This is a genomic window from Paenibacillus sp. J31R98, from assembly GCF_056269245.1.
In genome coordinates this window covers 223,635-244,203 of record NZ_JBWDNO010000005.1, presented here as the reverse complement: position 1 = coordinate 244,203, position 20,569 = coordinate 223,635, and the positions used below count along the sequence as shown (strand labels likewise).

General features: G+C 52.6%; 18 protein-coding genes. 13 read left to right on the top strand and 5 right to left on the bottom strand.

Annotated elements, in window-relative coordinates:
- Positions 1 to 57 precede the first annotated feature (57 nt).
- Entirely contained in the window at positions 58 to 2,916 is a 2,859-nt protein-coding gene (locus AC0YNX_RS19830) for a response regulator (protein ID WP_475817432.1), read from the bottom strand.
- A 182-nt stretch (positions 2,917 to 3,098) separates the two neighbouring features.
- Positions 3,099 to 4,328, bottom strand: a complete 1,230-nt coding sequence (locus AC0YNX_RS19825) for a multidrug effflux MFS transporter (protein WP_475817431.1) — start codon at positions 4,326 to 4,328, stop codon at positions 3,099 to 3,101.
- A gap of 213 nt (positions 4,329 to 4,541) precedes the next feature.
- Between AC0YNX_RS19825 and AC0YNX_RS19820 the strand changes: the two genes are divergently transcribed.
- The 7 genes from AC0YNX_RS19820 to AC0YNX_RS19790 all read left to right on the top strand — a co-directional run bounded on the left by AC0YNX_RS19820 (position 4,542) and on the right by AC0YNX_RS19790 (position 12,395).
- The gene (locus tag AC0YNX_RS19820) at positions 4,542 to 5,366 is read left to right on the top strand and encodes an amino acid ABC transporter substrate-binding protein (RefSeq protein ID WP_475817430.1); all 825 of its coding nucleotides are present in this window, start codon (positions 4,542 to 4,544) and stop codon (positions 5,364 to 5,366) included.
- Positions 5,367 to 5,384: 18 nt separating this feature from the next.
- Positions 5,385 to 6,059, top strand: a complete 675-nt coding sequence (locus AC0YNX_RS19815) for an amino acid ABC transporter permease (protein WP_475817429.1) — start codon at positions 5,385 to 5,387, stop codon at positions 6,057 to 6,059.
- A 29-nt stretch (positions 6,060 to 6,088) separates the two neighbouring features.
- Positions 6,089 to 6,835 carry an amino acid ABC transporter ATP-binding protein gene (locus AC0YNX_RS19810; RefSeq protein WP_475817632.1) on the top strand — a complete coding sequence of 249 codons (747 nt, stop codon included), beginning with the start codon at positions 6,089 to 6,091 and terminating at the stop codon, positions 6,833 to 6,835.
- A gap of 1,121 nt (positions 6,836 to 7,956) precedes the next feature.
- Positions 7,957 to 9,294, top strand: a complete 1,338-nt coding sequence (locus AC0YNX_RS19805) for an arsenic transporter (protein ID WP_475817428.1) — start codon at positions 7,957 to 7,959, stop codon at positions 9,292 to 9,294.
- Between the two features lie 29 nt (positions 9,295 to 9,323).
- Entirely contained in the window at positions 9,324 to 10,001 is a 678-nt protein-coding gene (locus AC0YNX_RS19800) for a hypothetical protein (RefSeq protein ID WP_475817427.1), read from the top strand.
- 331 nt (positions 10,002 to 10,332) lie between these two features.
- The gene (locus AC0YNX_RS19795) at positions 10,333 to 10,443 is read left to right on the top strand and encodes a putative holin-like toxin (RefSeq protein WP_475817426.1); all 111 of its coding nucleotides are present in this window, start codon (positions 10,333 to 10,335) and stop codon (positions 10,441 to 10,443) included.
- A 362-nt stretch (positions 10,444 to 10,805) separates the two neighbouring features.
- On the top strand, positions 10,806 to 12,395 hold the full coding sequence (locus AC0YNX_RS19790) for a sensor domain-containing diguanylate cyclase (RefSeq protein WP_475817425.1): 1,590 nt from the start codon (positions 10,806 to 10,808) through the stop codon (positions 12,393 to 12,395).
- A 44-nt stretch (positions 12,396 to 12,439) separates the two neighbouring features.
- Here the strand turns inward: AC0YNX_RS19790 and AC0YNX_RS19785 are convergent, their stop codons facing one another.
- Positions 12,440 to 14,761 carry a bifunctional diguanylate cyclase/phosphodiesterase gene (locus AC0YNX_RS19785; RefSeq protein WP_475817424.1) on the bottom strand — a complete coding sequence of 774 codons (2,322 nt, stop codon included), beginning with the start codon at positions 14,759 to 14,761 and terminating at the stop codon, positions 12,440 to 12,442.
- Positions 14,762 to 14,952: 191 nt separating this feature from the next.
- Here AC0YNX_RS19785 and add point away from each other — a divergent pair, with 191 nt between their 5' ends.
- From add to AC0YNX_RS19760, 5 genes are all read left to right on the top strand, one after another.
- On the top strand, positions 14,953 to 15,978 hold the full coding sequence (gene add, locus AC0YNX_RS19780) for an adenosine deaminase (RefSeq protein WP_475817423.1): 1,026 nt from the start codon (positions 14,953 to 14,955) through the stop codon (positions 15,976 to 15,978).
- Positions 15,979 to 16,094: 116 nt separating this feature from the next.
- Positions 16,095 to 17,204, top strand: a complete 1,110-nt coding sequence (locus AC0YNX_RS19775) for a WD40/YVTN/BNR-like repeat-containing protein (protein WP_475817422.1) — start codon at positions 16,095 to 16,097, stop codon at positions 17,202 to 17,204.
- Between the two features lie 10 nt (positions 17,205 to 17,214).
- Positions 17,215 to 17,490, top strand: a complete 276-nt coding sequence (locus tag AC0YNX_RS19770; RefSeq protein WP_475817421.1) for a MoaD/ThiS family protein — start codon at positions 17,215 to 17,217, stop codon at positions 17,488 to 17,490.
- Positions 17,491 to 17,546: 56 nt separating this feature from the next.
- Entirely contained in the window at positions 17,547 to 18,599 is a 1,053-nt protein-coding gene (locus tag AC0YNX_RS19765) for a ThiF family adenylyltransferase (protein ID WP_475817420.1), read from the top strand.
- A gap of 282 nt (positions 18,600 to 18,881) precedes the next feature.
- Complete coding sequence (locus AC0YNX_RS19760; protein WP_090575021.1) at positions 18,882 to 19,082, top strand: cold-shock protein; 201 nt, start codon at positions 18,882 to 18,884, stop codon at positions 19,080 to 19,082.
- Positions 19,083 to 19,133: 51 nt separating this feature from the next.
- Here AC0YNX_RS19760 and AC0YNX_RS19755 read toward each other — a convergent pair whose 3' ends face one another.
- Positions 19,134 to 19,553 carry an ImmA/IrrE family metallo-endopeptidase gene (locus AC0YNX_RS19755; RefSeq protein ID WP_475817419.1) on the bottom strand — a complete coding sequence of 140 codons (420 nt, stop codon included), beginning with the start codon at positions 19,551 to 19,553 and terminating at the stop codon, positions 19,134 to 19,136.
- Between the two features lie 14 nt (positions 19,554 to 19,567).
- Complete coding sequence (locus AC0YNX_RS19750; RefSeq protein ID WP_475817418.1) at positions 19,568 to 19,984, bottom strand: helix-turn-helix domain-containing protein; 417 nt, start codon at positions 19,982 to 19,984, stop codon at positions 19,568 to 19,570.
- 185 nt (positions 19,985 to 20,169) lie between these two features.
- On the opposite strand from AC0YNX_RS19750, the gene AC0YNX_RS19745 reads away from it, so the two are divergent.
- A complete protein-coding gene (locus AC0YNX_RS19745; protein ID WP_475817417.1) occupies positions 20,170 to 20,556 on the top strand; it encodes a phage holin family protein in 387 nt (128 codons plus the stop codon).
- Positions 20,557 to 20,569: the final 13 nt, after the last annotated feature.

The window sequence follows — 20,569 nt, the reverse complement described above, 5'->3', positions numbered from 1 at the left end:
TAGAAAGAAGGTAATAAAAAAGTCGGTCCCCGATCTAATCAGGGACCGCCTTTTTATTCAATCTATCAAGCTAGCCTCAAGCAGCACCGCTTGCAGCTCCAGTTCTGCTTCCAGCAGGAGAGCGCTCGTTTCCGCGCGCTCGTCAGCCTGCAGCGCGGCTTGCAGCTGGCCCATTAATGCGCTGAGCTGATCGGCTCCGATGTTGGAGGCGACGCCCTTCAGCGTATGCACTTTCAGCACCGCCGACTTCAAGTCGCCTGCCACGAAAGCTTCGCGCGCCTCGTGCAGGCTGAACGCGTGCTTGTTCACGAACAGCCCAATAATCTGGCTGTACAAGGCGCTGTTGCCGCCAAGCCGTGCGACTGCAGTGGCTTGGTCAAGATGAGGCCCTATCTTGGCAGCCGCAGCAGCCGCTTCTGCCGCCCCGGCTGCCAGCTCCTGCTCCCGCGTTCGCTTCAAGAGGCGCTGGAGCATGCTGTACAGGTCGATCGGGTCGAACGGCTTGGTTAAATAACCGTCCATCCCCACTGATAATACTTGTTCCTCCACGCCTTTCATGGCATCCGCGGTCATCGCGATAATCGGAATTGTTTTACCCTGAGGTGATTGGCGAATCGCCTTGGTCGCTTCGTAGCCATCCATGACCGGCATTTGCAAATCCATCAGTATCGCGTCATACCGCTTCTCTGCCGCATAGCGAACAGCAATTTCTCCATTGCTCGCAACGTCGACCCCAATGCCGACTTCGCGCAGCAGTTCTTTGGCAACGAGCTGATTAATCTCGTTGTCCTCGACGAGCAGCAAGGTGGCATCCTTCAGCGATGCGAACTGGATCGAATAATCGGAAGTCGATCGCTTCGTGGAGAAGTGCGGCCGGAACAGTGTGATAATCTCGTTATAGAGCTGGGACTGGCTAATCGGATGAAGCAGCGCCTTGGCAACAGATTCGGACCGTGCCGCCATCTGCAGCTCGGACTCGTGATAGGCGCTAATTAAGACGATTGATTGGCTCGGCGATGTGAACGTCTCATGGATCGTATCGGCTAGCTCGAGCACATTTGCGCCATCCAGCCTCCAATCGAGGAAGATTAGATCGTACATTGCTCCGCGTGCAATGTTCTGCAAAGCTTCTTCCACGCTTTCCATCGTACTGACGATGAACTGGAACTGCTCGAGCTGACTCCGCAGGACTTTCTGCATCTGGCAGTCATCACAGATAATAAGGACGCGCAGAAACGTCAGCTGCGGACTGAGTTCTTGTGCTGCCATAGCGGGAGCTGAAGCTATTGTGAATGGTGCCTTAAACGTGAAGCTGCTCCCAATACCAACCTTGCTCTCTACCTCAATCTTCCCCCCCATCAGCTCCGCGAGATTTTTGCTAATGATTAGTCCGAGTCCGGTTCCTCCGAATTTGCGTGTCGTTGTCATATCCGCCTGTGTAAACTCTTTAAATAAGCTGCCAAGCTGCTCTTCGTTCATTCCAATGCCGGTGTCGCGAATGGTAAAGGAGATAACCGCCATCTGATCTCTCTCCAGAATTCGATTGACGGAGATCGTAATCTGCCCCTGCGAAGTAAACTTGACCGCATTATTAGCCAGATTCAGCACGATTTGCAGCACGCGGAAAGGATCGCCTACGAGCATCTGGGGCACATCGGGATGCACGAAAAAGTGGAATCGCAGCCCTTTCTCATTCGCTTTGAAGCTGATCATATTCGATACGTTATGCAGCACCTCGTACAGGTCGAATTCGACCTTCTCCAGAACGACTTTGCCTGCTTCGATCTTGGAGAAATCCAGAATGTCGTTGACGATGGCGAGCAAGCTCTTCGCTGCTGTAATGATCTTGTCAATGTAGCTGCGCTGCTGACTGTCGAGCCGGGACTGCTGCAAAATATAATTCAAACCGACGATTGCGTTAATTGGTGTACGGATTTCATGGCTCATCTGCGCGAGAAACTGGCTTTTGGCGCGGTTGGATGCATCGGCTACCTTCCGTTTCTGCAGATCGGTAATGTCAACGGCGTTTCCGATGATGTCGATTAGCTGCCCGTTCTGAATGACTGGCTGCAAGGTGACGTGTACGGAGATTCCGGCCATTGTCGTTTCATACGAGATGGTCTCGTTATTGGAGAACCTGTCATAGTTCCTGTCTAGAAAATTAGCGAAGTCATCCTGGAATAGGCTCGTCTCGGCAAAAGATTTATTGAACAGCATGGAAGGAAGGAGACCGAGATGCTTCAGCAGCTGCCCTTCCGCAAGATTGTAATAGTAGGTGCCGTGCTTGCGCTGGAAACGGAATGTAAGCCCGGGCTGCATACGCAGCATGCTGATCATATCTTGCTCCACTTGTGCGATACGTCTCTTGTTGTGGTGGTTGTGGATTAAGTAATAAAGAAAGGCTGCAATAAAGAGGGTGTAGCAGGTTTGGCTGATGATGTAGGTCAAGAAGTCCTCTAAGGTAATCTGTTTCATTAGCCATAACGCAAAGTAGTAGTAGTTGAGAAGGAATAAAGCACCGATGACCCATTTTACCCAGTAATTCTTGAAGCGTTGGAATAGATAGCCGGTGCCGAGAGCAGCCGAGAAACCAAGTGTCAGCAGCAGCGGGTTAATAGACCCTTCCTTCAAAAAGCGTCCGATATAAACGACGATAAGCTCTGCAACCGCTCCAAGCGGTCCGCCGAAGTACGCGGCCATCATCAAGGCGATACCTCTCATGTTAAGCGGCGTTCCACTGTTAAAGGTGATGCTGAAGAACAGCAAGATGATGCCCAGAACGCCGAACACTGCGCCTGCGGTCAGCTTATATTTCCATGTTGGTTTCGGACTGCGTTCATCGCGAATGAGGAAGGGGGAGACGAAGAATATATAGACCGACAAAATAGCGAAATTAAGTATTAAGTCCCTAAGCAAACGCGGTTCACCTCCGAGTACGATGTCCTATCTACTGTAACGCATAACGGGATTAGCTGTATAGAATCTGTTTGCTGGAGATGACAGATCTGGAGTGGGAGCGAGGGAAATGTGTCAGATATAAAAAAATCCCTTCATAGAGAAGAGATTCAGGTACGATTCGGGTGCGGTGGTGTATGAAGTTAAGCCGCTCTTGGCTGAGCTCTTCTTACGAGCAGGAAGTAGAGCAAGAGCGCGCTAACATCCAGCGCGGCAATGATCAGTCCCATCGGGATTGCCGTCCCGCTGCCGGCGATGCCGACGAATGGAGCAACGATTGAGCCGAACATGAAGGACATGAGTCCTTGGAGCGCTGATGCGCTGCCGGCTGCTTGCCCTTGATTCCGCATCGCAAGCGAGAAGCCCATCGTCGTGACCAACCCGACGCTTGCAACGACGAAGAAGAGCGGGATAAGCACGAGCACGAGGCTGGCATGAGCGAGCAGCATCGCGAGCAGGGCGACGCCGCCGATTGCAGCGATGCCAAGGCCACTGACGAGCAGTTTCGCTTCATTGAAGCGGCCTGCGAGTCGACCAGCCACTTGGCTGGCGAGAATAATGCCGAGCCCGTTGATGGCGAAGCAGACGCTGAACATTTGCGGCGATATGCCGTAAATATCCTGCAGCACGAACGGCGAGCCGGAGATGTAAGCGAACATGGCCGCCATGACGAAGCCCTGCGCAAGCGCGTAGCCCATGAACACGCGGTCGGTCAGCAAGCGGCGGAACGTAATGACCGTGTTCCAGATGCCGCCCTTCGCCCGGCGTTCGCGCGGCAGCGTCTCCGGCAAGCCGAGCAGCACGGCGAGGAACATGACAAGCCCGATGGCGGCAAGCACGATGAACACGCCCTGCCAGGTCGTGAAGTGCAGCAGCTGCCCGCCAACAATCGGCGCGGCGATCGGCGCAATGCCGTTAACGAGCATGAGCAGCGAGAAGAATTTGGTCAGCTCGGGACCGGCGTACAAGTCGCGCACGATTGCGCGTGCGATGACAATACCCGCCGAGCCGGCGAGCCCTTGAATGAAGCGCAGCACGATGAAAGTGCCAATCGACGGCGCAATGGCGCAAAGCAGCGAGGACACGGCGTATAGGATGAGGCCGGTCAGCAGCGGGCCTCTTCTGCCGCGCACATCGCTGATCGGGCCGGCGAAGAGCTGGCCGATTGCAAGTCCGATGAGACAGGCCGTTAAGCTGAGCTGCGCGAGCGAGGTGCTCGTATGCAGATCGTCAGCGAGCTTCGGCAGCGCAGGCAAGTACATATCGAGCGAGAGCGGGCCGAATGCGCTGAGCGAGCCAAGCACCGCTGCGGTCCATAGCCGCCGGGAGCGGGGCATGGCAGCGGATAAGCCGGTCGGTTGATCGTTTATCATAGAACGAATAATTCCTTTCTTTACTTGTGTGGAGTAATACCCTTGCGGGCAGGCCGATTACAGGACGAAGACCATTATAGAACTGCCCCTAGAGGCTGTCAACGAATGCATGGAGGCGGTAGTGAATAGGTGTGGAAACGTTGGGAGCACAGGAGGAATGAACCAAGTGGGAAGCTGGCATACTATCCCTGATTAGCAAAGGGAGGCATTGTTATGATCAATTGGCATTGGCGATCTATGCGCAATACAGGGCTCGCGGCAGTCTTGCTGCTGTCATTCACGGCTTGCGGCAAGAATAATGAGTCGGGCAACAATGTAGCGGAAGCTCCTGGCAAGAATCTGCTCGAGTCCATTAAGGGGAGCGGCGAGATCAAGATCGGGACGGAAGGGACCTATGCGCCCTTTACGTTTCATGATAAGGACGGGAAGCTGACCGGCTTCGATGTTGAAATTGCGGAGGAAGTGGCGAAGCGGATCGGCGTTAAGCCGAATTTTATCGAGACCAAATGGGACGGCATGCTGGCGGGGCTTGATGCGAAGCGGTTCGATATGGTTGCTAATGAGGTGACGATTCGGGAGGACCGTCAGGAGAAGTATGATTTCTCCGACCCGTATATCGTTTCGAAGGCCGTCCTCATTGTGAAGGACAGCAACACGGATATTAAGAAGCTGGCTGATTTGAAGGGCAAGAAATCGGGGCAGTCGCTTACGAGCGACCTCGGCGATATTGCCAAGGGCAACGGTGCCGAAATCGTGCCGATCGACGGCTTTAACCAAGCGATTGACCTTCTAGTATCGGGACGGATTGACGCGACAATTAACGATAAGCTGAGCTTCCTCGATCTGAAGAAGCAGAAGCCGGATGTGCCGATCAAAGTGGTCGATGAGACGAACAATGCTTCTCAGAGCGGGCTGTTGTTCCATAAGGGTAATCCGGAGCTTGTGAGTGCGGTGAACAAAGCGTTGTCGGATATGAAGGCGGACGGGAAGTACCTAGAGATATCGTCAAAATATTTTGGCGAGGATGTATCGAAATAATGAAGGCGGTTAGTCTTTATGGGTGATCGAGAGCGGCTATGGCATATCTTCGTCGATTCGTTTCTGCCTCTTCTGCATGCGGCGGTTGCTTATACCGTACCATTGACATTAATTTCGTTCGCGCTCGGCCTGCTGCTTGCGCTGGTGACTGCGCTGGTACGCATATCCGATATTCCCGTGCTGACTGCGATCGCGCGCTTCTATGTGTGGATTATTCGTTGTACGCCGCTGCTGGTGCAGTTGTTTATTATTTTCTACGGACTACCGAGCTTAGGCATTGTTATTGATCCGTTCCCGGCAGCGATTATCGGCTTCACGCTGAGTGTCGGCGCGTATGGCTCGGAAATCATTCGTGCGGCGATTATTTCGATTTCGCCAGGGCAGTGGGAAGCAGCGTTCTCGCTAGGGCAGACAAGGGTGCAGGCTTTGCGCCGAATCATTTTGCCGCAGGCTGCTCGGGTGTCGGTGCCGCCGCTATCGAATTCGTTCATTAGTTTGGTGAAGGATACCTCACTGGCGACAACGGTGACATTCATCGAGCTATTCGGGAAGGGGCAACAAATTACGGCGGCGGTGTACGAGCCGTTGCTTATTTATTGTGAGGTCGCGCTCATCTATCTCATGCTCTGTACGGTGCTGTCTGTGCTGCAGCGCAGGCTTGAGCGATATTATGAACGGTTCGAGACGCGGTAAAAGGGAGCGGGTGGTGGTAAGCAATGGCGATGATAGAGGTACGCGGCCTGACCAAAGCTTTCGGTGAGCAGACTGTGCTGAAAGGCATCGATTTGACGCTTGAGCGGGGGAGTGTGCTCGTCATTATCGGCCCGTCCGGCTCTGGCAAGTCGACGCTGCTGCGCTGCCTGAATGTGCTGGAGACGCCCTGTGCAGGAACAATTGCGATCGGCGATGCGAACATCTCGTTCGCGAGAGGCGTTAAGATGAAGCAGGCCGATCTGCTTACGCTGCGGCGGCAGTCGGGGATGGTGTTCCAAGCTTATCACCTCTTTCCTCATCTGACAGCGGTGCAGAATGTGATGGAAGGTCAAGTGACGACGCTGCGTCGGTCGAAGGCGGATGCGAGAGAGCGGGCGATGGCGCTGCTCACGAAGGTTGGGCTTCGGGAAAAAGCAGACTCCTACCCGCATCAATTATCCGGTGGGCAGCAGCAGCGGGTGGGCATTGCGCGGGCCATGTCAATTGACCCGCAGCTGCTCTTGTTTGACGAGCCGACCTCGGCTCTTGATCCCGAGCTTGTGCGGGAGGTGCTGAAGGTCATCCGCGAGCTCGCCAAGGAGGGGCGGACGATGATGATCGTCACGCATGAGATGAAGTTCGCCCGCGAGGTGGCGGACCGGATTATTCTTATTGATGAAGGCGTCATCGTAGAGGAAGGCCGACCTGATCAGCTGTTCGGCAGTCCAACACAGGAGCGGACGAGGCAATTTCTATCCAGGCTGATGGACTGGTGAACGGGGCGATTAGTCTCACGCGCCTATCAGTGAGTAGCAAGCGGCGGTAGAGCAGGAGCTCTTCCGTTTTTTTGTGCTGTATGGCACGCTGGAGTCCAGGCTGGCTGGGAGAACACATACGTGTTCTCAGCAACCAAAACGCTTCGAAAGTTGGGTGAGAGCACAAATACGTTCTCTCACTGCCGGAATTGAGCAAACTAATCAACCTTCTGATGCTGAGAGAACACATACGTGCTCTCAGCAACCAAAAAGCGCGGAAAGTTGGCCGAGAGCACATATATGTGCTCTCACCGCCGGAATTGAGCAAACTAACCAACCTTCTGAAGCTGAGAGAACACATACGTGCTCTCAGCAACCAAAAAGCGCGGAAAGTTGGCTGAGAGCACAAATACGTTCTCTCGCTGCCGGAGCCTAACAAACTAATCAAAGTTCTGAAGGGAGGTAGCCAGTCCCGAGAGAGGGAAAAACCTCTCTCAGAGAGTCAAAAGCGTAAAAACCCCCACAAAGAGAGGAAAAAGTCTCTCTCAAGAGCCAAAACGGCTGTGGAAGAGAGGCACTCTGCCTCGAGAGAGTGAAAATCCTCTCTCAGCGGTCCAAAATCGTAAAAACCCCGCAAAGAGAGTGAAAAGCCTCTCTTTGCGTCAGAATCGTGTGAGCCACCGGCCAACTCCATTCGTCCCTATCCCTCGCCGTGCCCTCGCACAGCTGCACTCGTCCCCATCACCTCACCATGCCCTATTACACAACTGCCTCGCGTCTCCCCTCGCCGTGCCCTATCGCACAGCTGCTTCGCACCCGCCATCTCGCCCCAATCGCACAGAGTTTACTCGCTACTCTCTACCCATCCCCCCACACACCAAATAGGCGCCAGGCGTTTGTCTGCACCGGACAACTATCAATCAGAGATATACATCAATAATTGATAGGAGATGGTTTTCATAGAGTTTAGGATATTGACCAGTACGAGCCATCTGCCATGCACATATATATACAGTACATAACTGCCGTAGCAGGCATGCGAGGGGAGGGAATCTATGAAAATAAACAGCCGAGGTGGGCGTTATCAAGAAGGTTCCGAAAGGAGAATAGAAAAGTAGAGAAACTTGAAAAGAGGGTAAAACATGCACGACATCATGGAGATTCTGACCATATGCATATTCTTCCTGACCATCGGCTTCATTTTCTGGAAACCGAATATCAATGAGGCGATACCAGCTACCGTAGGCGCCGCGCTGGTGCTTCTGACCGGCACCGTATCGCTCTCCGACCTCGGGGCCATTACAGAGACCATCGGCGGTGCCGCCATCACCATTATGGCGACCATCGTCATGGCGATCGTCCTGGAAAGCTTCGGCTTCTTTCACTGGTCGGCTGAGATTCTGACCCGCCAGGCGCGGGGCTCCGGCATTCGCTTGTTTTGGCTGACGAACCTGTTTTGTTTTCTGATGACACTCTTCGTCAACAACGACGGCAGCATCCTCATCACCACACCGATTCTGCTCATGATTCTGAAGAACATGGGTCTCAAAAATCATCAAAAAATTCCTTATCTGCTCTCAGGCGCATTAATCGCCACCGCATCCAGCGCACCAATCGGCGTCAGCAACATCGTTAACCTCATCGCGCTCAAGATCGTCCACATGAGCCTCTATATGCAAGCGGCTATGATGTTCATTCCGGCATCGCTCGGGCTGCTGCTGCTCGCCTTTCTGCTATTCGCCATCTTTTACCGCACCTTGCCGAAGAAGCTACCTGAAATACCTGCATGGAAGCTAACGCCCGGAGGCCACCCGCTTAAAGGGGAGGCACCGCGGATACAAGAGAACCGTCCGAAACTCATGCGTAACATTCTTATCTTTGTTTTCTGTGTTCGAGTTAGCTTGTTTGTCGCTTCGTACTTGCATTTTCCAGTATCCCTAATGGCTGTCATTGGCTCTGCTTTCCTGCTCACCTGGCGCTGGATTTACTTCAAAGTGTCGCCAGGCGATATGCTGAAGAAGACGCCGTGGTATATTCTGATCTTCGCTTTCGGTATGTATGTCATCATCTATGGATTGAAAAATATCGGCTTGACCGAATGGCTCATCCACTTCCTGCAGCCGCTTGTTTCCGGAAGCATGCTGCATGCGAGCGTATTGATGGGCGGACTGCTCAGTGTAATGTCCAATATGTTTAATAATCATCCGGCGTTAATGGTCGGAACGCTCACCTTAACGAATATGGGACTTGACCCGCTCACGCTGAAGATCTCCTATCTTGCAAGCGTAATCGGAAGCGACGTCGGCTCGCTCCTTCTGCCGATTGGCACACTGGCTACCATTATGTGGATGCACATTATTAAGAAAGGCGGCATCAAGTTTACCTGGGGCCAATATTTGAAAGTAACGATATTGGTTATTCCGATTACGGTGCTGTTTACGCTCGTGCTGTTGAACTACTGGGTGATCTGGTTATTTTAATTATTTAACAATGGAGGGGAGGTGTTGATTTGAACGAGTTCAAGTTGTTAGTGGGTGAGAAGGTGGTTATCGAGGTTTCAGGTAAGCGTCGGCTGTCTGGAAAGTTAATCGACGTCGGTTCCGACATCGTTGTCTTGCTGCATCAGCAGCGGTATCTCTACATTCCGTTTATGCATGTACACAATCTGAAGGCAGACGGCTTGTCTGGGGAAGGAAGTGAGAGCGGCGACCAGTCTGGCGCGCCATCGATCGGACTGCAAGTGGAAGAGTTGACTGTTGCGAAAATATTGCAGGAAGCCAAAGGGCTATTCGTCGAGATTTACATCAGCGGAAGCAAGTCAATACACGGTTATTTAAACGGTGTCATGAACGATTATTTTACACTCTACTCGCCTATATACGGTACGGTCTATGTAGCTCTGAACCATATGAAGTGGTTAATACCTTATCCAATGTCGCATGTTCCTTATTCAAGGAGTACAAGCACTGCAACGATGGGGCAGGCACAGCAGAATCTCGCCAAGACGTTCGAGGATACGCTGAAAAAAGAGGAAGGCAAAGTGGCAGTCATTAATCTGAGCGGCGCATCCGAGAGGATCGGCGTCATCAAGCGAGTAACCGGTGGCATCATTGACGTTGTCGATGCAGACGGCAACAGCACACTGCTCAATATCGTGCATGTGAAGTCGATGGTTAGACCGAAGTAGGCAATGCAGGAGGCTATGGGGATGAACGCTGTATTTATGCTCCTATCCCCAAAAAAAAGAGACCTTCTATAGAAGGTCCGAAAAGAGATTCATGCACACAATAGTTTATGTAAACAAGAGAGAGAAAGCGTGGGTGATTTGTCCACCAAGACAAGCCGGCACATTAAAATAGGTGAGAGACAGTTATTACGGGGGCTGCTAGGGAGGCGGTCCCTTATTATTTGGTTTGTCTCTGTGAATCAATTATTCTATAAAAATATGATATAATTGGCAGACAACAGAATGGCTTGCAAGGGCGGTCGGCTAATCTCCCGGAAGGGAGGTGATGCTTGTGGAGACTAAGGACGTTTTGACCCTCATGATCGGATTCGGTTCGATGCTTATCGCACTTATTTCGCTGATTGTGATGATCTACGCACTTCTCCAGAACCAAAAGAAATAGACCGCCCTCGCCAAAGGTCGCGGTCTATTTCTGTCCGTTAACACCTTAATTGCCGACCGCCCTTAAAAGCGGCTGTTGTACAGGGAGTCGTGCTGCTCCAACAGCGCGACTCCTTTTGTTATATCTATGCAACAGTATACCATATTACGTACTAAAGTACGTAATGGGATGCACGAAACGGCTTGAAAGTGTGAGGTGCATTATAGTGAGCTGCCCAGCTCCATATGAGCGCAAAGAAGCCAACTAGTATCTCTCCTAGATTGAGATTTTACTTTAATTTACATTCCAACTGTAGAAGAAAAGAAGGAATTCCGACAGATTTTGTCGAATAAATGACTATCGGCTCGAAGGGGGCAGGTAGTATGATCCGTACAAAAGGTTTATCAACTCGCTTCATGGTCAGCGGAATCGTCGTATTATCTGTTTTCATTACAGTTGTGATTAGTCTTATAACAAGCTATCGCAGCGAGAAGAAGTCACTCATTACGATGAGTTATCAGATGAACGCCATGTATACGAGCAAAATCGCAGCTACCGTCAATGAACTGTTCACCGCCCAGAACGCCAGCTTGAAGGTGTATGCGGAGCAGATCAGCAAGCATTGGAATATGGCGGATTTGGACGAGCAGGCTGCATATATCCAGCGCACGAATCCGATGTTTAATACGATTGTCATTATCACTAAGAACGGTATCTTGCGAAGCATGTCGCCAGCGATGTCGCCTTCTCTGTTGGGTAAGAAGATAAATACGCAAGGTACGCTGCAAGCGCTGAGGGAGCGTAAGCCACTCCTATCCGAGCCTTATATCAGTGCGGCAAATTCACTCATTGTGATGATCAGCCATCCGGTCTATGACGCAAACGGTCAGTATTTGGGCTTTATCGGCGGAACGATTCGGTTGCATGAATCGAATTTGCTCAATGCCATTCTTAGCGAGCAGGAGAATGCGTCTGCAGGCAGCGGCTCCTATTCCTATGTTGTCAGTTCAACCGGAGCTCTGCTCTATCATCCAAAGAAGAGCAGGATTGGCGAGCATGTTCTGAGCAACCCGATCTTCTCCGAGCTGGCTGCAGGCCGCAGCGGCACGAAACGAATTACGAATAGTGAAGGCATCGACATGTTGGCCAGCTATACCTATATCAAAGAAACGGGCTGGGGTATCGTCTCTCAGACTCCGACCTCTGTGGTCCTTGAGGCAGCTAGGCGTCCCATGATGCATATCGCAACTTACGTCGTATCCATCATGCTCGTTATCTTGATCGCGATCTATTGGCTAATTGGCAAGATGTCGCAGCCGTTTGCGAAGCTCGCACAATATGCTGCGCTGCTCTCAACGACGAAGTCGCTGCGGGCGGACGTGCCTCGCATTCACTCGTGGAACAGCGAGGCGAACGCGCTGCATCGAGCCTTCGTGATGGCAGTCAGCCGGATTCGCATGCAGCTCGATCACCTGTCGCTGGAAGCGCAGACCGATGCGCTAACCGGACTGAACAACCGCCGGACGATGGACAAGTATATCGGGACTTGGCTCGCAAGGGAAATCCCGTTCACGATCCTGCTGCTCGATCTGGATCATTTCAAGCAAGTCAATGACAATTATGGTCACGAGAAGGGCGACGAGGTGCTGAAGTTTCTCGCTTCGAGCATGAGGGAGCTGTTCGAGGAAAATCATATTTGCTGCCGCTATGGCGGTGAAGAGTTCGTCGTGCTGCTGCCGGAGACGAATGAGGATGAGGCGGTTCACCGCGCGAATAAGCTGCGCCGCTTCATGGCGGAGACGAACAGCCCGGTTGGCAGGCCGGTCACGCTGTCCATCGGCTTGGCGAGATACCCGGATTCGGCACATGATGCCGAGGCGCTGTTCCGCAGTGCGGATGAGGCGTTGTACCGTGCGAAGCATCTAGGGCGTAACCGAATCGAATCGGCGGGCAGTGCAGTCAGCGTGTCGTAGAGGAATAGAGATGAAATTGAGTTGAAATACAGAAGGGCTGACCATTAGCTGGTCAGCCCTTCTGTATGACTGCGAAGAATGTGCCGCGCGTTATCGGCCGACTTCGGCGAATAATAGTAATAGCCTTGAATCTCGTGGCACTCGCCTTTCTGCAAGAAGGCGAGCTGCTCGCTAGTTTCGACGCCTTCGGCGATGATCGTCAGCTCCATATGTTTGGCTAGCAGCAGCATCGCCAGTATGATAGCCTCGTCCTTCGGCTCCTTGCCAATCCCAATGACGAAGGAACGGTCGATCTTGATCTTGTCGACGGGCAGACGTTTCAAGTAGCTCAGCGACGAATAATGCGTGCCGAAGTCATCGATGGACACGCGAACATTATCGCTCCGCAGTTCCTGCAAGACGGTGGCGTTGTTGTCGTGCATCGCCATGTTCTCGGTGATTTCTAGCTCCAGATACGAGGGATCGAGCCCAGTATCGGAGAGGATCGCTTTCACTGTCGCCGCCAGATCGTAGCGTGGCGAGAACTGCCGCGCCGACAGATTAACCGCGATAGTGACTGGCGGCAAGCCCGCATCCTGCCAGGCTTTGTTCTGCGCGCAGGCGGTGCGCAGCACCCATTCGCCGATCGGAATCATAAGCCCTGATTCTTCGGCGATCGGAATGAAGACGGCCGGAGAGATAGGGCCGATCTTCGGGTGATTCCAGCGCAGCAGCGCTTCAAGGCCCGCGATTCGCCCAGAGGCAAGCTCAATCTGCGGCTGATAATGCACCTCGAACTCCTGATGGTCGAGTGCACGTCGCAGACTGTTCTTGATGTAGATCTTTTGCTGCAAATCGGCACCCAGCGTATCGTCGTAGATCCGATAGGTGTTCTTGCCTTCTTCCTTCGCCTGATACATCGCCGCATCTGCGAATTTCATGAGCGTATCGGCATCCTGGCTATGGTCGGGGAAGATCGTAATACCGATGCTGGCCGTGACGAAATATTCAACCTGCTGCAGGACGAACGGTTCATAGAACAGGTTGATCAGCCTCTGTGCGAGCTGATGCACCTGCGTCATATCGGTTAGCATAGGCAAAATAATCGTAAACTCATCTCCGCCAATCCGTGACAGCGCCTCCCCTTCAATTAACGGCTGCTTCAGACGCTGACCGACTTCCTGCAGCAGCAGATCGCCAAAGGAATGGCCGAGCGTATCATTAATCAGCTTGAATTGGTCGAGGTCAATGAAGAACAGCGCGAACCGCTCGTCGCGCGTTGTATGGGAGATGACGATGGAGTCAAGGCGATCCTGAAAAAACATCCGGTTATGCAGTCCTGTCACCGTATCGTGGAACGCGACCTTACGCAAATTCCGCTCGCTTCCTTCGAGCATAAGGTACTGCTTGCGCAGCTCATCCTCCGCCGCGCTAAGCTTATCGAAGGTGGCGGCCAGCTGCGTATTTGCGATCAACAGGTTGCTTGTCCGTTCCTTCACCATCGCTTGGAGCTTATGCTTCTGGGTAAGCTGCAGGTAAATAATATAGATGAGCAAAGCGCAGCCGAGCGAGCATAGCAGCCGCAGAATGCGAATTCTCGTATCAATGAGGTTTGATTTGACCGCGATCGGCACGGCTGCCAGCTGCCATGAGCCTTCAGTCAGGGTCACGGTCGTGAGCTGCGGCGAGCGATCGAACAGCGAGTTGTCTCCGTATATCGTGTTCCCATTTGCTCGCACCGCAATTTCAATGCCTTTATTCTCTTTCGTCAAGCCGGCTTCAGCGAGAATGGGAGGTACGTCAAGCACAACGGAGACGAAGCCCCAGAACTTGTCATGCGCGAGAACCGACTGCCTTGTCAGGATGCCTAGCCCGCCTTGCGTCAGCTCGAAAGGGCCTAGAATCGTTTTTTGTTGAGTTCGCATCGTCCGCAGCGCATTCTCGCGTATGGCGGTATTCGCATCTGTGAAGAGGTTCAATCCGATGATGCTCTCATTGCTGGCAAGAGGATAGACATATGCGGCGATGCCGCCGGGGTAGACGGATAAATTGCGGATGCCCTGCATCTTGTGGACAAAATTAGCGGCGAATGATTCGAATTGACTGTGGCTTAGCGTACTGCCGCTCATAAGCGACGTATCGACAAACGCCTTTAGCCCGTCAGAAAGGAGCATTCTTCGCTCGAGCGCAAGTTTGAGCGAGGAGGCATTGGCGGCCAGCTCGACGGATGCATCATGATCGAGATCCTTGCGCATCCACTGGCTGTAGGCGGCTGTCGCCCAGTAGAAGCTGCTGCCAAGCAAGACCGTGAGAAGCAAGATAAGGAGCCAAATTCTGCGCGGTGTCCGATATCGCAGAGGGGCATGCTGGGGTAGCAGCGTATCCATAATGTAATCGCCCCTTTAATAATCATTCCTAGTACAGCAAGCAATTCGGCATAAATCGACAAATTCCTTCCAAGTTCGGTATAATTGACTGCCATGGAAGTGATAAATTATTGCATTAGGGTCAACATAGAGCTGGTCCGATTCGATTATGATAGAAATACATAGCCCAAACCGAAAGGAAGAGGATTGTTATGAATAGATGGCATCTGCTGCCGAAGGTTGATCTGCATGTTCATTTGGATGGGAGCTTGCGTCCGGACACGGCGATAGCTATTGCCGCAGCTGAGGGCATCGAATTGCCTGTCCGCGATGAGGCAGGATTGATTCCGTATATGCAGGTGGATGACGAATGCCGCAGCTTGCCGGAATACCTCAGCAAGTTCGATTTTACGACCCAGTTCATGCAGTCTGCCGCAGCACTCGAGCGTGTTGCTTACGAGACGCTGGCTCAGGCGGCTTCGCATAACTGCCGGTACATCGAGGTGCGTTTCGCGCCGCAGCTGCATCGCCGCCGGGGCTTGCAGCTTGATGAGACCATCCATCATGTTATCGCGGGGATGAAGCGGGCCGAGCAGGAGTTCGACATTGTCGGCCGCGTGATTGCGATCTGCATGCGGCATCATGGACAGCTGGAGAATCTGGAGGTTATTGAAGCGGCTGCGAAGTTTGAAGGGAAGGGGCTCGTGGCCGCCGATTTGGCTGGCGATGAAGCGTCGTTCCCGCCGGAGCTGTTCCGCGAGGTGTTCGCGCTGGCGCATAAGCGCTCCCTGCCGGTGACCATTCATGCCGGAGAGGCGGCCGGAGCTCAGAACGTCTATGAAGCGGTGAAGAACCTGGGTGCATCGCGGATCGGGCATGGCGTACGGCTTCGGGAAAATCCAGCGATTCTGCAGATGATACTGGATCAGCGTATCCCGCTCGAAATGTGCCCGGTGAGCAACATTCAGACGAAGGCGGTAGCGGACTGGGATGTGTATCCGATCCGCGAGTATTTCGAGAAGGGACTGCTCGTGACGCTGAATACGGACAATCCGAGCGTCTCTGGCACCGACATTACGCGTGAATACCGGATTGTGTCGGAGCGGTTTGATTTTACGGACTCGGAGCTTACCGCAATTGTTCGTAACGGCGTCAACGCGGCGTTTCTCGAGGATTCGGCGAAGAAGGCGCTGAAGCAGCGCGTGGAGCAGGATTTGGCCGCGCTCGGCATAAAATAAATACGAGCATCCGTTCGTAATTGGAAGGTTTTTGCAGCTGCAGTAACGAACTAGTAGATGGATGGTTTGACCGTAGTGGACCATACCACACTTGTTCGAGGGGGCAGCCAAAAGTCATGGGGAAACGGATCGTACTGTTAATCGGAACGAATAAAGGGTTATTTCAATATTCATCCGACTTGGCTCGAAGGGATTGGCAGCTGAAAGGACCTTTCCTGGCGGGCTGGGAAGTGTACAGCGTGCTTGGCGACAGCAGGGGCGAGGACGGAAGCAATCGGATTATTGCAGGTACTTCGCATGCGGCATACGGTGCATCCATTCGGGTTTCCGATGATTTTGGCGAGAACTGGCGGCAGATTGAACATGGCCCCTCCTATTCGGCTGAGAGTGGATTCTCGCTCAATCGCATTTGGCAACTGATCCCTGGGGCAGCGTCCGAACCGAACACGCTATATGCTGGCGCTGAGGAAGCAGGGCTCTTCGTGAGCCATGACCGTGGCGAGCATTGGCGAGAGCTGCAAGGCTTGACGCAGCATCCGACCCGGCCGAATTGGTTCCCTGGCGCAGGCGGTATGTGCTTACATACGATTATCATTCACCCAACGAATAAACAGCGGATGTGGGTAGCGATGTCGGCAGTCGGCGTCTTCCGGACGGATGACGGAGGCGAGACATGGCAAGCGCGGAACAAAGGTTTGTCTCGTGTCCCTACCGGACAGCCCGAAGATGAAGTGGGCCGCTGCGTGCACAAAATGGTCCTTGATCCGGTAAACCCGGATGTCCTCTATATGCAGGAGCATGGCGGCGTATTTAAATCCGTAGATGGCGGCGACAATTGGTTTGCAATCGAGAAAGGGCTTACGCTGCAGGATGGCGACGCACCGTTCGGATTCCCAATTAGCGTATCGCCAAACGGCGACCTGTTCCTTGTACCGCTTGAGAGCGATGAGCGGCGTTCAATGAGAGGCGGCAAGCTTCTCGTATATAGCATGCGTCCAGACAGCGATAGCTGGGAGCCAATCGGCGACGTTATGCCGGACGAGCAACGGCATGTGAGTGTGCTGCGCGATGCGATGACCGTGGATGGGCTCGAGCAGTATGGACTCTATTTCGGTACGACATCCGGCGAAATCTTCTGCTCGCTCGACCGAGGCGTGACGTGGGACCGACTGCCGGGGCAGTTCTCCCGCATTCTTACCGTGAAAACTTGGATTGTTGAGGAGTAGTGAGCTAGGCGTGCGAATAACAGTAACCGTTCCTATGCTGCTGAGTGATTGTACGAAGGGTCGATCTGCTTTTGAACTCGAGGCGCAAACGTTGCAAGGCGCTCTGCGGCAGCTTGTAACGGATTATCCGCTGCTCAAAGTGCATATCTACAACGAGCATGGCGAAGTGCGGAAGCATGTGCTGCTCTATTACAATAATGACAACATCGCTTGGCTGGACCGACTCGACATCCCGTTAGCAGCAGGGGACAAGCTGCGCGTGCTGCAAGCTGTGTCTGGCGGCTAGATTCACCAGAGGTATTCCTATAAAAGAAAGTAGTAACAGAAAAGGAGCAAACGAATTTGGAACAATCGCCATCATTGCAATCGGGACAGCGAGAGCGCTATTCGCGGCAGATGCTGTTCCCGCCGATCGGGCAGAGCGGGCAACAGAAGATCGCAGCCGCCACAGTCGTCGTGGTCGGCATGGGCGCGCTCGGCACCGTCATCGCCAATCATATGGCGAGAGCGGGCGTTGGCAAGCTGCGCATCATCGACCGCGACTACGTCGAGCGCAGCAACTTGCAGCGGCAAATGCTGTACGACGAAGATGACGTGCAGCAGGTGCGGCCGAAGGTTGTCGCTGCCGAGCGGAGGCTCTCGCGCGTTAATAGCGACATTACGATCGAGCCGATTGTCTCGCATGTGACAGCGGATAATGCTGAAGCGCTGATTACAGGCGCTGATCTGGTGCTCGATGGCACAGATAACTTCCAGACGCGTTTGCTCCTGAACGATGTCTGCTTCAAGCTCGGCATTCCGTTCATCTACGGCGGTGCTGTTAGCTCCAATGGCATGACCGCGGTGTTCATTCCCGGTCAGACCTCCTGCCTGCGCTGCCTGCTCGGTTCCGGCGACAGCGGCAGCGGCGGCGATACTTGCGATACCGTCGGCGTCATCTCGCCGATTATCGATATCATCGCTTCCTTGCAAGCGGTCGAAGCGCTGAAGATCATGGTCGGCGCAACCGGGGCGCAGCGCCAAGGGCTGCTATCGCTGGAGATTTGGCAGCATCAGATGATGGATCTGAAGTTGCCTCCCCAGAGGGCGAACTGCCCGACCTGCAGCCTGAAGCTGTACCCATCGCTGCAGGCGGATGAAGCCGATCATCGCAGCGCTGTCACCTTGTGCGGCCGCGAGACGGTACAGATCAGCGGCAAGCATCCGCTTCAGCTCGAGCGTATGGCCGAGCGGCTCGAGCGATCCTGTACCGTGACCCGCAATCCATATTTGCTGAAGGCGGAGCTGCCCGAGGGCGAACGGCTTGTCCTGTTCCCGGATGGGCGGGTGCTCGTCCAAGGGACTGAAGATTTGGCGCGTGCGCAAACGTTGTATGACCGGTACATCGGGTCATAATTTATTTTTTGGTAAACCGTGTATAGAGGAGGTCTCGTGCGCATATAATAGCAGAGGGCAAGGGTTTTCCCGGTTCTCTGCCTAGGTGCCCGAGGCCTAAGAAGTTCGTTGCTTTTCAACTGTAGATATGCTAATATGATCTTAGTCATAAAAGAACCTGAATTCACATATTGAAAAGGGTTGTCATTTGTGCGAGATGGTACCTTTTTCAATGTGTGATTTTTTTATTTGTCGTAAACGAATAAAAAGTACATGTTAATTTAATTTTGGAGGTAATTCCCCATGCAACAAGGAACAGTTAAATGGTTTAACGCTGAGAAAGGTTTCGGCTTCATCGAAGTTGAAGGCGGCAACGATGTATTCGTACACTTCTCCGCAATCGTAGGCGAAGGCTTCAAAACTCTTGACGAAGGCCAACGCGTTGAATTCAACGTTGTTCAAGGCAACCGTGGACCACAAGCAGAGAACGTTGTAAAACTGTAGTTTTATAGCGATCAATGAAACTGCCCTTAACATTTGTTAAGGGCAGTTTTTTTATTGTTCATAATAGCGGGTCAACTCGATTGGGATGTTATTGCGCATAAAATACGTGTCGATCGACTCGCCTTCATCAGGTGGTTCATTGTGCAGCAGCAGTTGAACCGCGAATTCATTCGCTTCCGTCTCATATCGCCCCGCAACGAAGAAGGAACGTTCGTCCAAGAAGAACCGGCTAATTCCCCGATGTAGCTGGTCATGTCCGAGCTCGTGCGCACAGACAACCCGCTGCCACACGTCGGACAGGTTCTGGTTAATCGCGATAAATCTCCGCCGCAGAGTGCGAAGATAGTAGCCTCGGCAGTTGTCCGGCAGGTCAAGAAACTGAACGTTCACTTTCAAATGAGCTGCCAGCTTGAAAGGGTCGGCGGTGCCATGTTTACGAACAAGCTTGCAGACAATCTGTTCAATGCTCATTCTATTCCCCCAAATCAGCCTTCCGAGCTCGGCTTGCTCCGTTTATTCATTTTCTTGGCTTCCCAGAACATGCCCTCCATAAATCCAAGCACTCTTGCTTTCTCCTCTGAAGTCAGCGGGACACCATCAAACATAACCTCTTGTTGATTCAAGAAGGTTTTGAAATCCTTGACGTCCTTGCGAGTTGCAAAATCAGGAATCGCAGTCGTACTGCCGAGAGCAGCGCCCGGCGAAGCGGGATTGTCAGACCGTCCAAGCAAGTAGTCGACGGTCGTATGTAGCACATCCGCAAGGTCGCCCAGCATCTCATTATTAGGCGTGCTGTAACCAGTCTCATAGTTGGATATCGTTGTTTTCTTCGCATTAACGAGCTCTGCTAATTGCTCTTGTGTATAATTCATCGCTTTGCGCCGCTGCTTTAAACGATCCATTAACACATCTACCGACCACCTGTTCGTATATAAGTTCAAGTATATTGTACTACGTCTTAGGAATAAAGCAACAATTATTCAAGAAACTCAATTTTGTCGATTGACTTTCCAAGATTATGGGACTAGTATGAGTTTATCCAAGAATATTGGACTGTGAAAAGACGCACACATTGGGGAGGGAAATAATGAGATCGCTGCTGATTGAGGTACTCGGAGGCTGGGATAAATCGCTGCAAGTACTGCTCGTACTTATTATTGCAGAATATATAACCGGTTTATTACGCGCAATAAGGAATGGTACGGTCAATAGCGAAGTGCTCGGCTGGAGCGTGGTCCGCAAAGTGCTAATCCTCTTTGTGGTTGGACTTGCATCGTTGTTGGATGGATGGAACGAGCAGGGCGCGCCAATATTTCGTATGGCGGCGATCTACTTCTACTGCGGGCGTGAAGGGCTTTCTCTCCTCGAACATTTAGGTGCCAATGGCATTCCGCTTCCCAGGGTGATGAAGGATTTTCTGGTGCAGCTTAGCGAACATAAGAATGAGAAACAAAGCCGTAAGACAAGGCAGTAATTGATGCTTGCCG

Bases quoted from the DNA above. Each gene is read 5' to 3' on its own strand.
- AC0YNX_RS19825 (WP_475817431.1), bottom strand. From the start codon at position 4,328: ATGATAAACGATCAACCGACCGGCTTATCCGCTGCCATGCCCCGCTCC.
- AC0YNX_RS19820 (WP_475817430.1), top strand. From the start codon at position 4,542: ATGATCAATTGGCATTGGCGATCTATGCGCAATACAGGGCTCGCGGCA.
- AC0YNX_RS19815 (WP_475817429.1), top strand. From the start codon at position 5,385: ATGGGTGATCGAGAGCGGCTATGGCATATCTTCGTCGATTCGTTTCTG.
- AC0YNX_RS19810 (WP_475817632.1), top strand. From the start codon at position 6,089: ATGATAGAGGTACGCGGCCTGACCAAAGCTTTCGGTGAGCAGACTGTG.
- AC0YNX_RS19805 (WP_475817428.1), top strand. From the start codon at position 7,957: ATGCACGACATCATGGAGATTCTGACCATATGCATATTCTTCCTGACC.
- AC0YNX_RS19790 (WP_475817425.1), top strand. From the start codon at position 10,806: ATGATCCGTACAAAAGGTTTATCAACTCGCTTCATGGTCAGCGGAATC.
- AC0YNX_RS19785 (WP_475817424.1), bottom strand. From the start codon at position 14,761: ATGGATACGCTGCTACCCCAGCATGCCCCTCTGCGATATCGGACACCG.
- add (WP_475817423.1), top strand. From the start codon at position 14,953: ATGAATAGATGGCATCTGCTGCCGAAGGTTGATCTGCATGTTCATTTG.
- AC0YNX_RS19775 (WP_475817422.1), top strand. From the start codon at position 16,095: ATGGGGAAACGGATCGTACTGTTAATCGGAACGAATAAAGGGTTATTT.
- AC0YNX_RS19760 (WP_090575021.1), top strand. From the start codon at position 18,882: ATGCAACAAGGAACAGTTAAATGGTTTAACGCTGAGAAAGGTTTCGGC.
- AC0YNX_RS19755 (WP_475817419.1), bottom strand. From the start codon at position 19,553: ATGAGCATTGAACAGATTGTCTGCAAGCTTGTTCGTAAACATGGCACC.
- AC0YNX_RS19750 (WP_475817418.1), bottom strand. From the start codon at position 19,984: ATGGATCGTTTAAAGCAGCGGCGCAAAGCGATGAATTATACACAAGAG.
- AC0YNX_RS19745 (WP_475817417.1), top strand. From the start codon at position 20,170: ATGAGATCGCTGCTGATTGAGGTACTCGGAGGCTGGGATAAATCGCTG.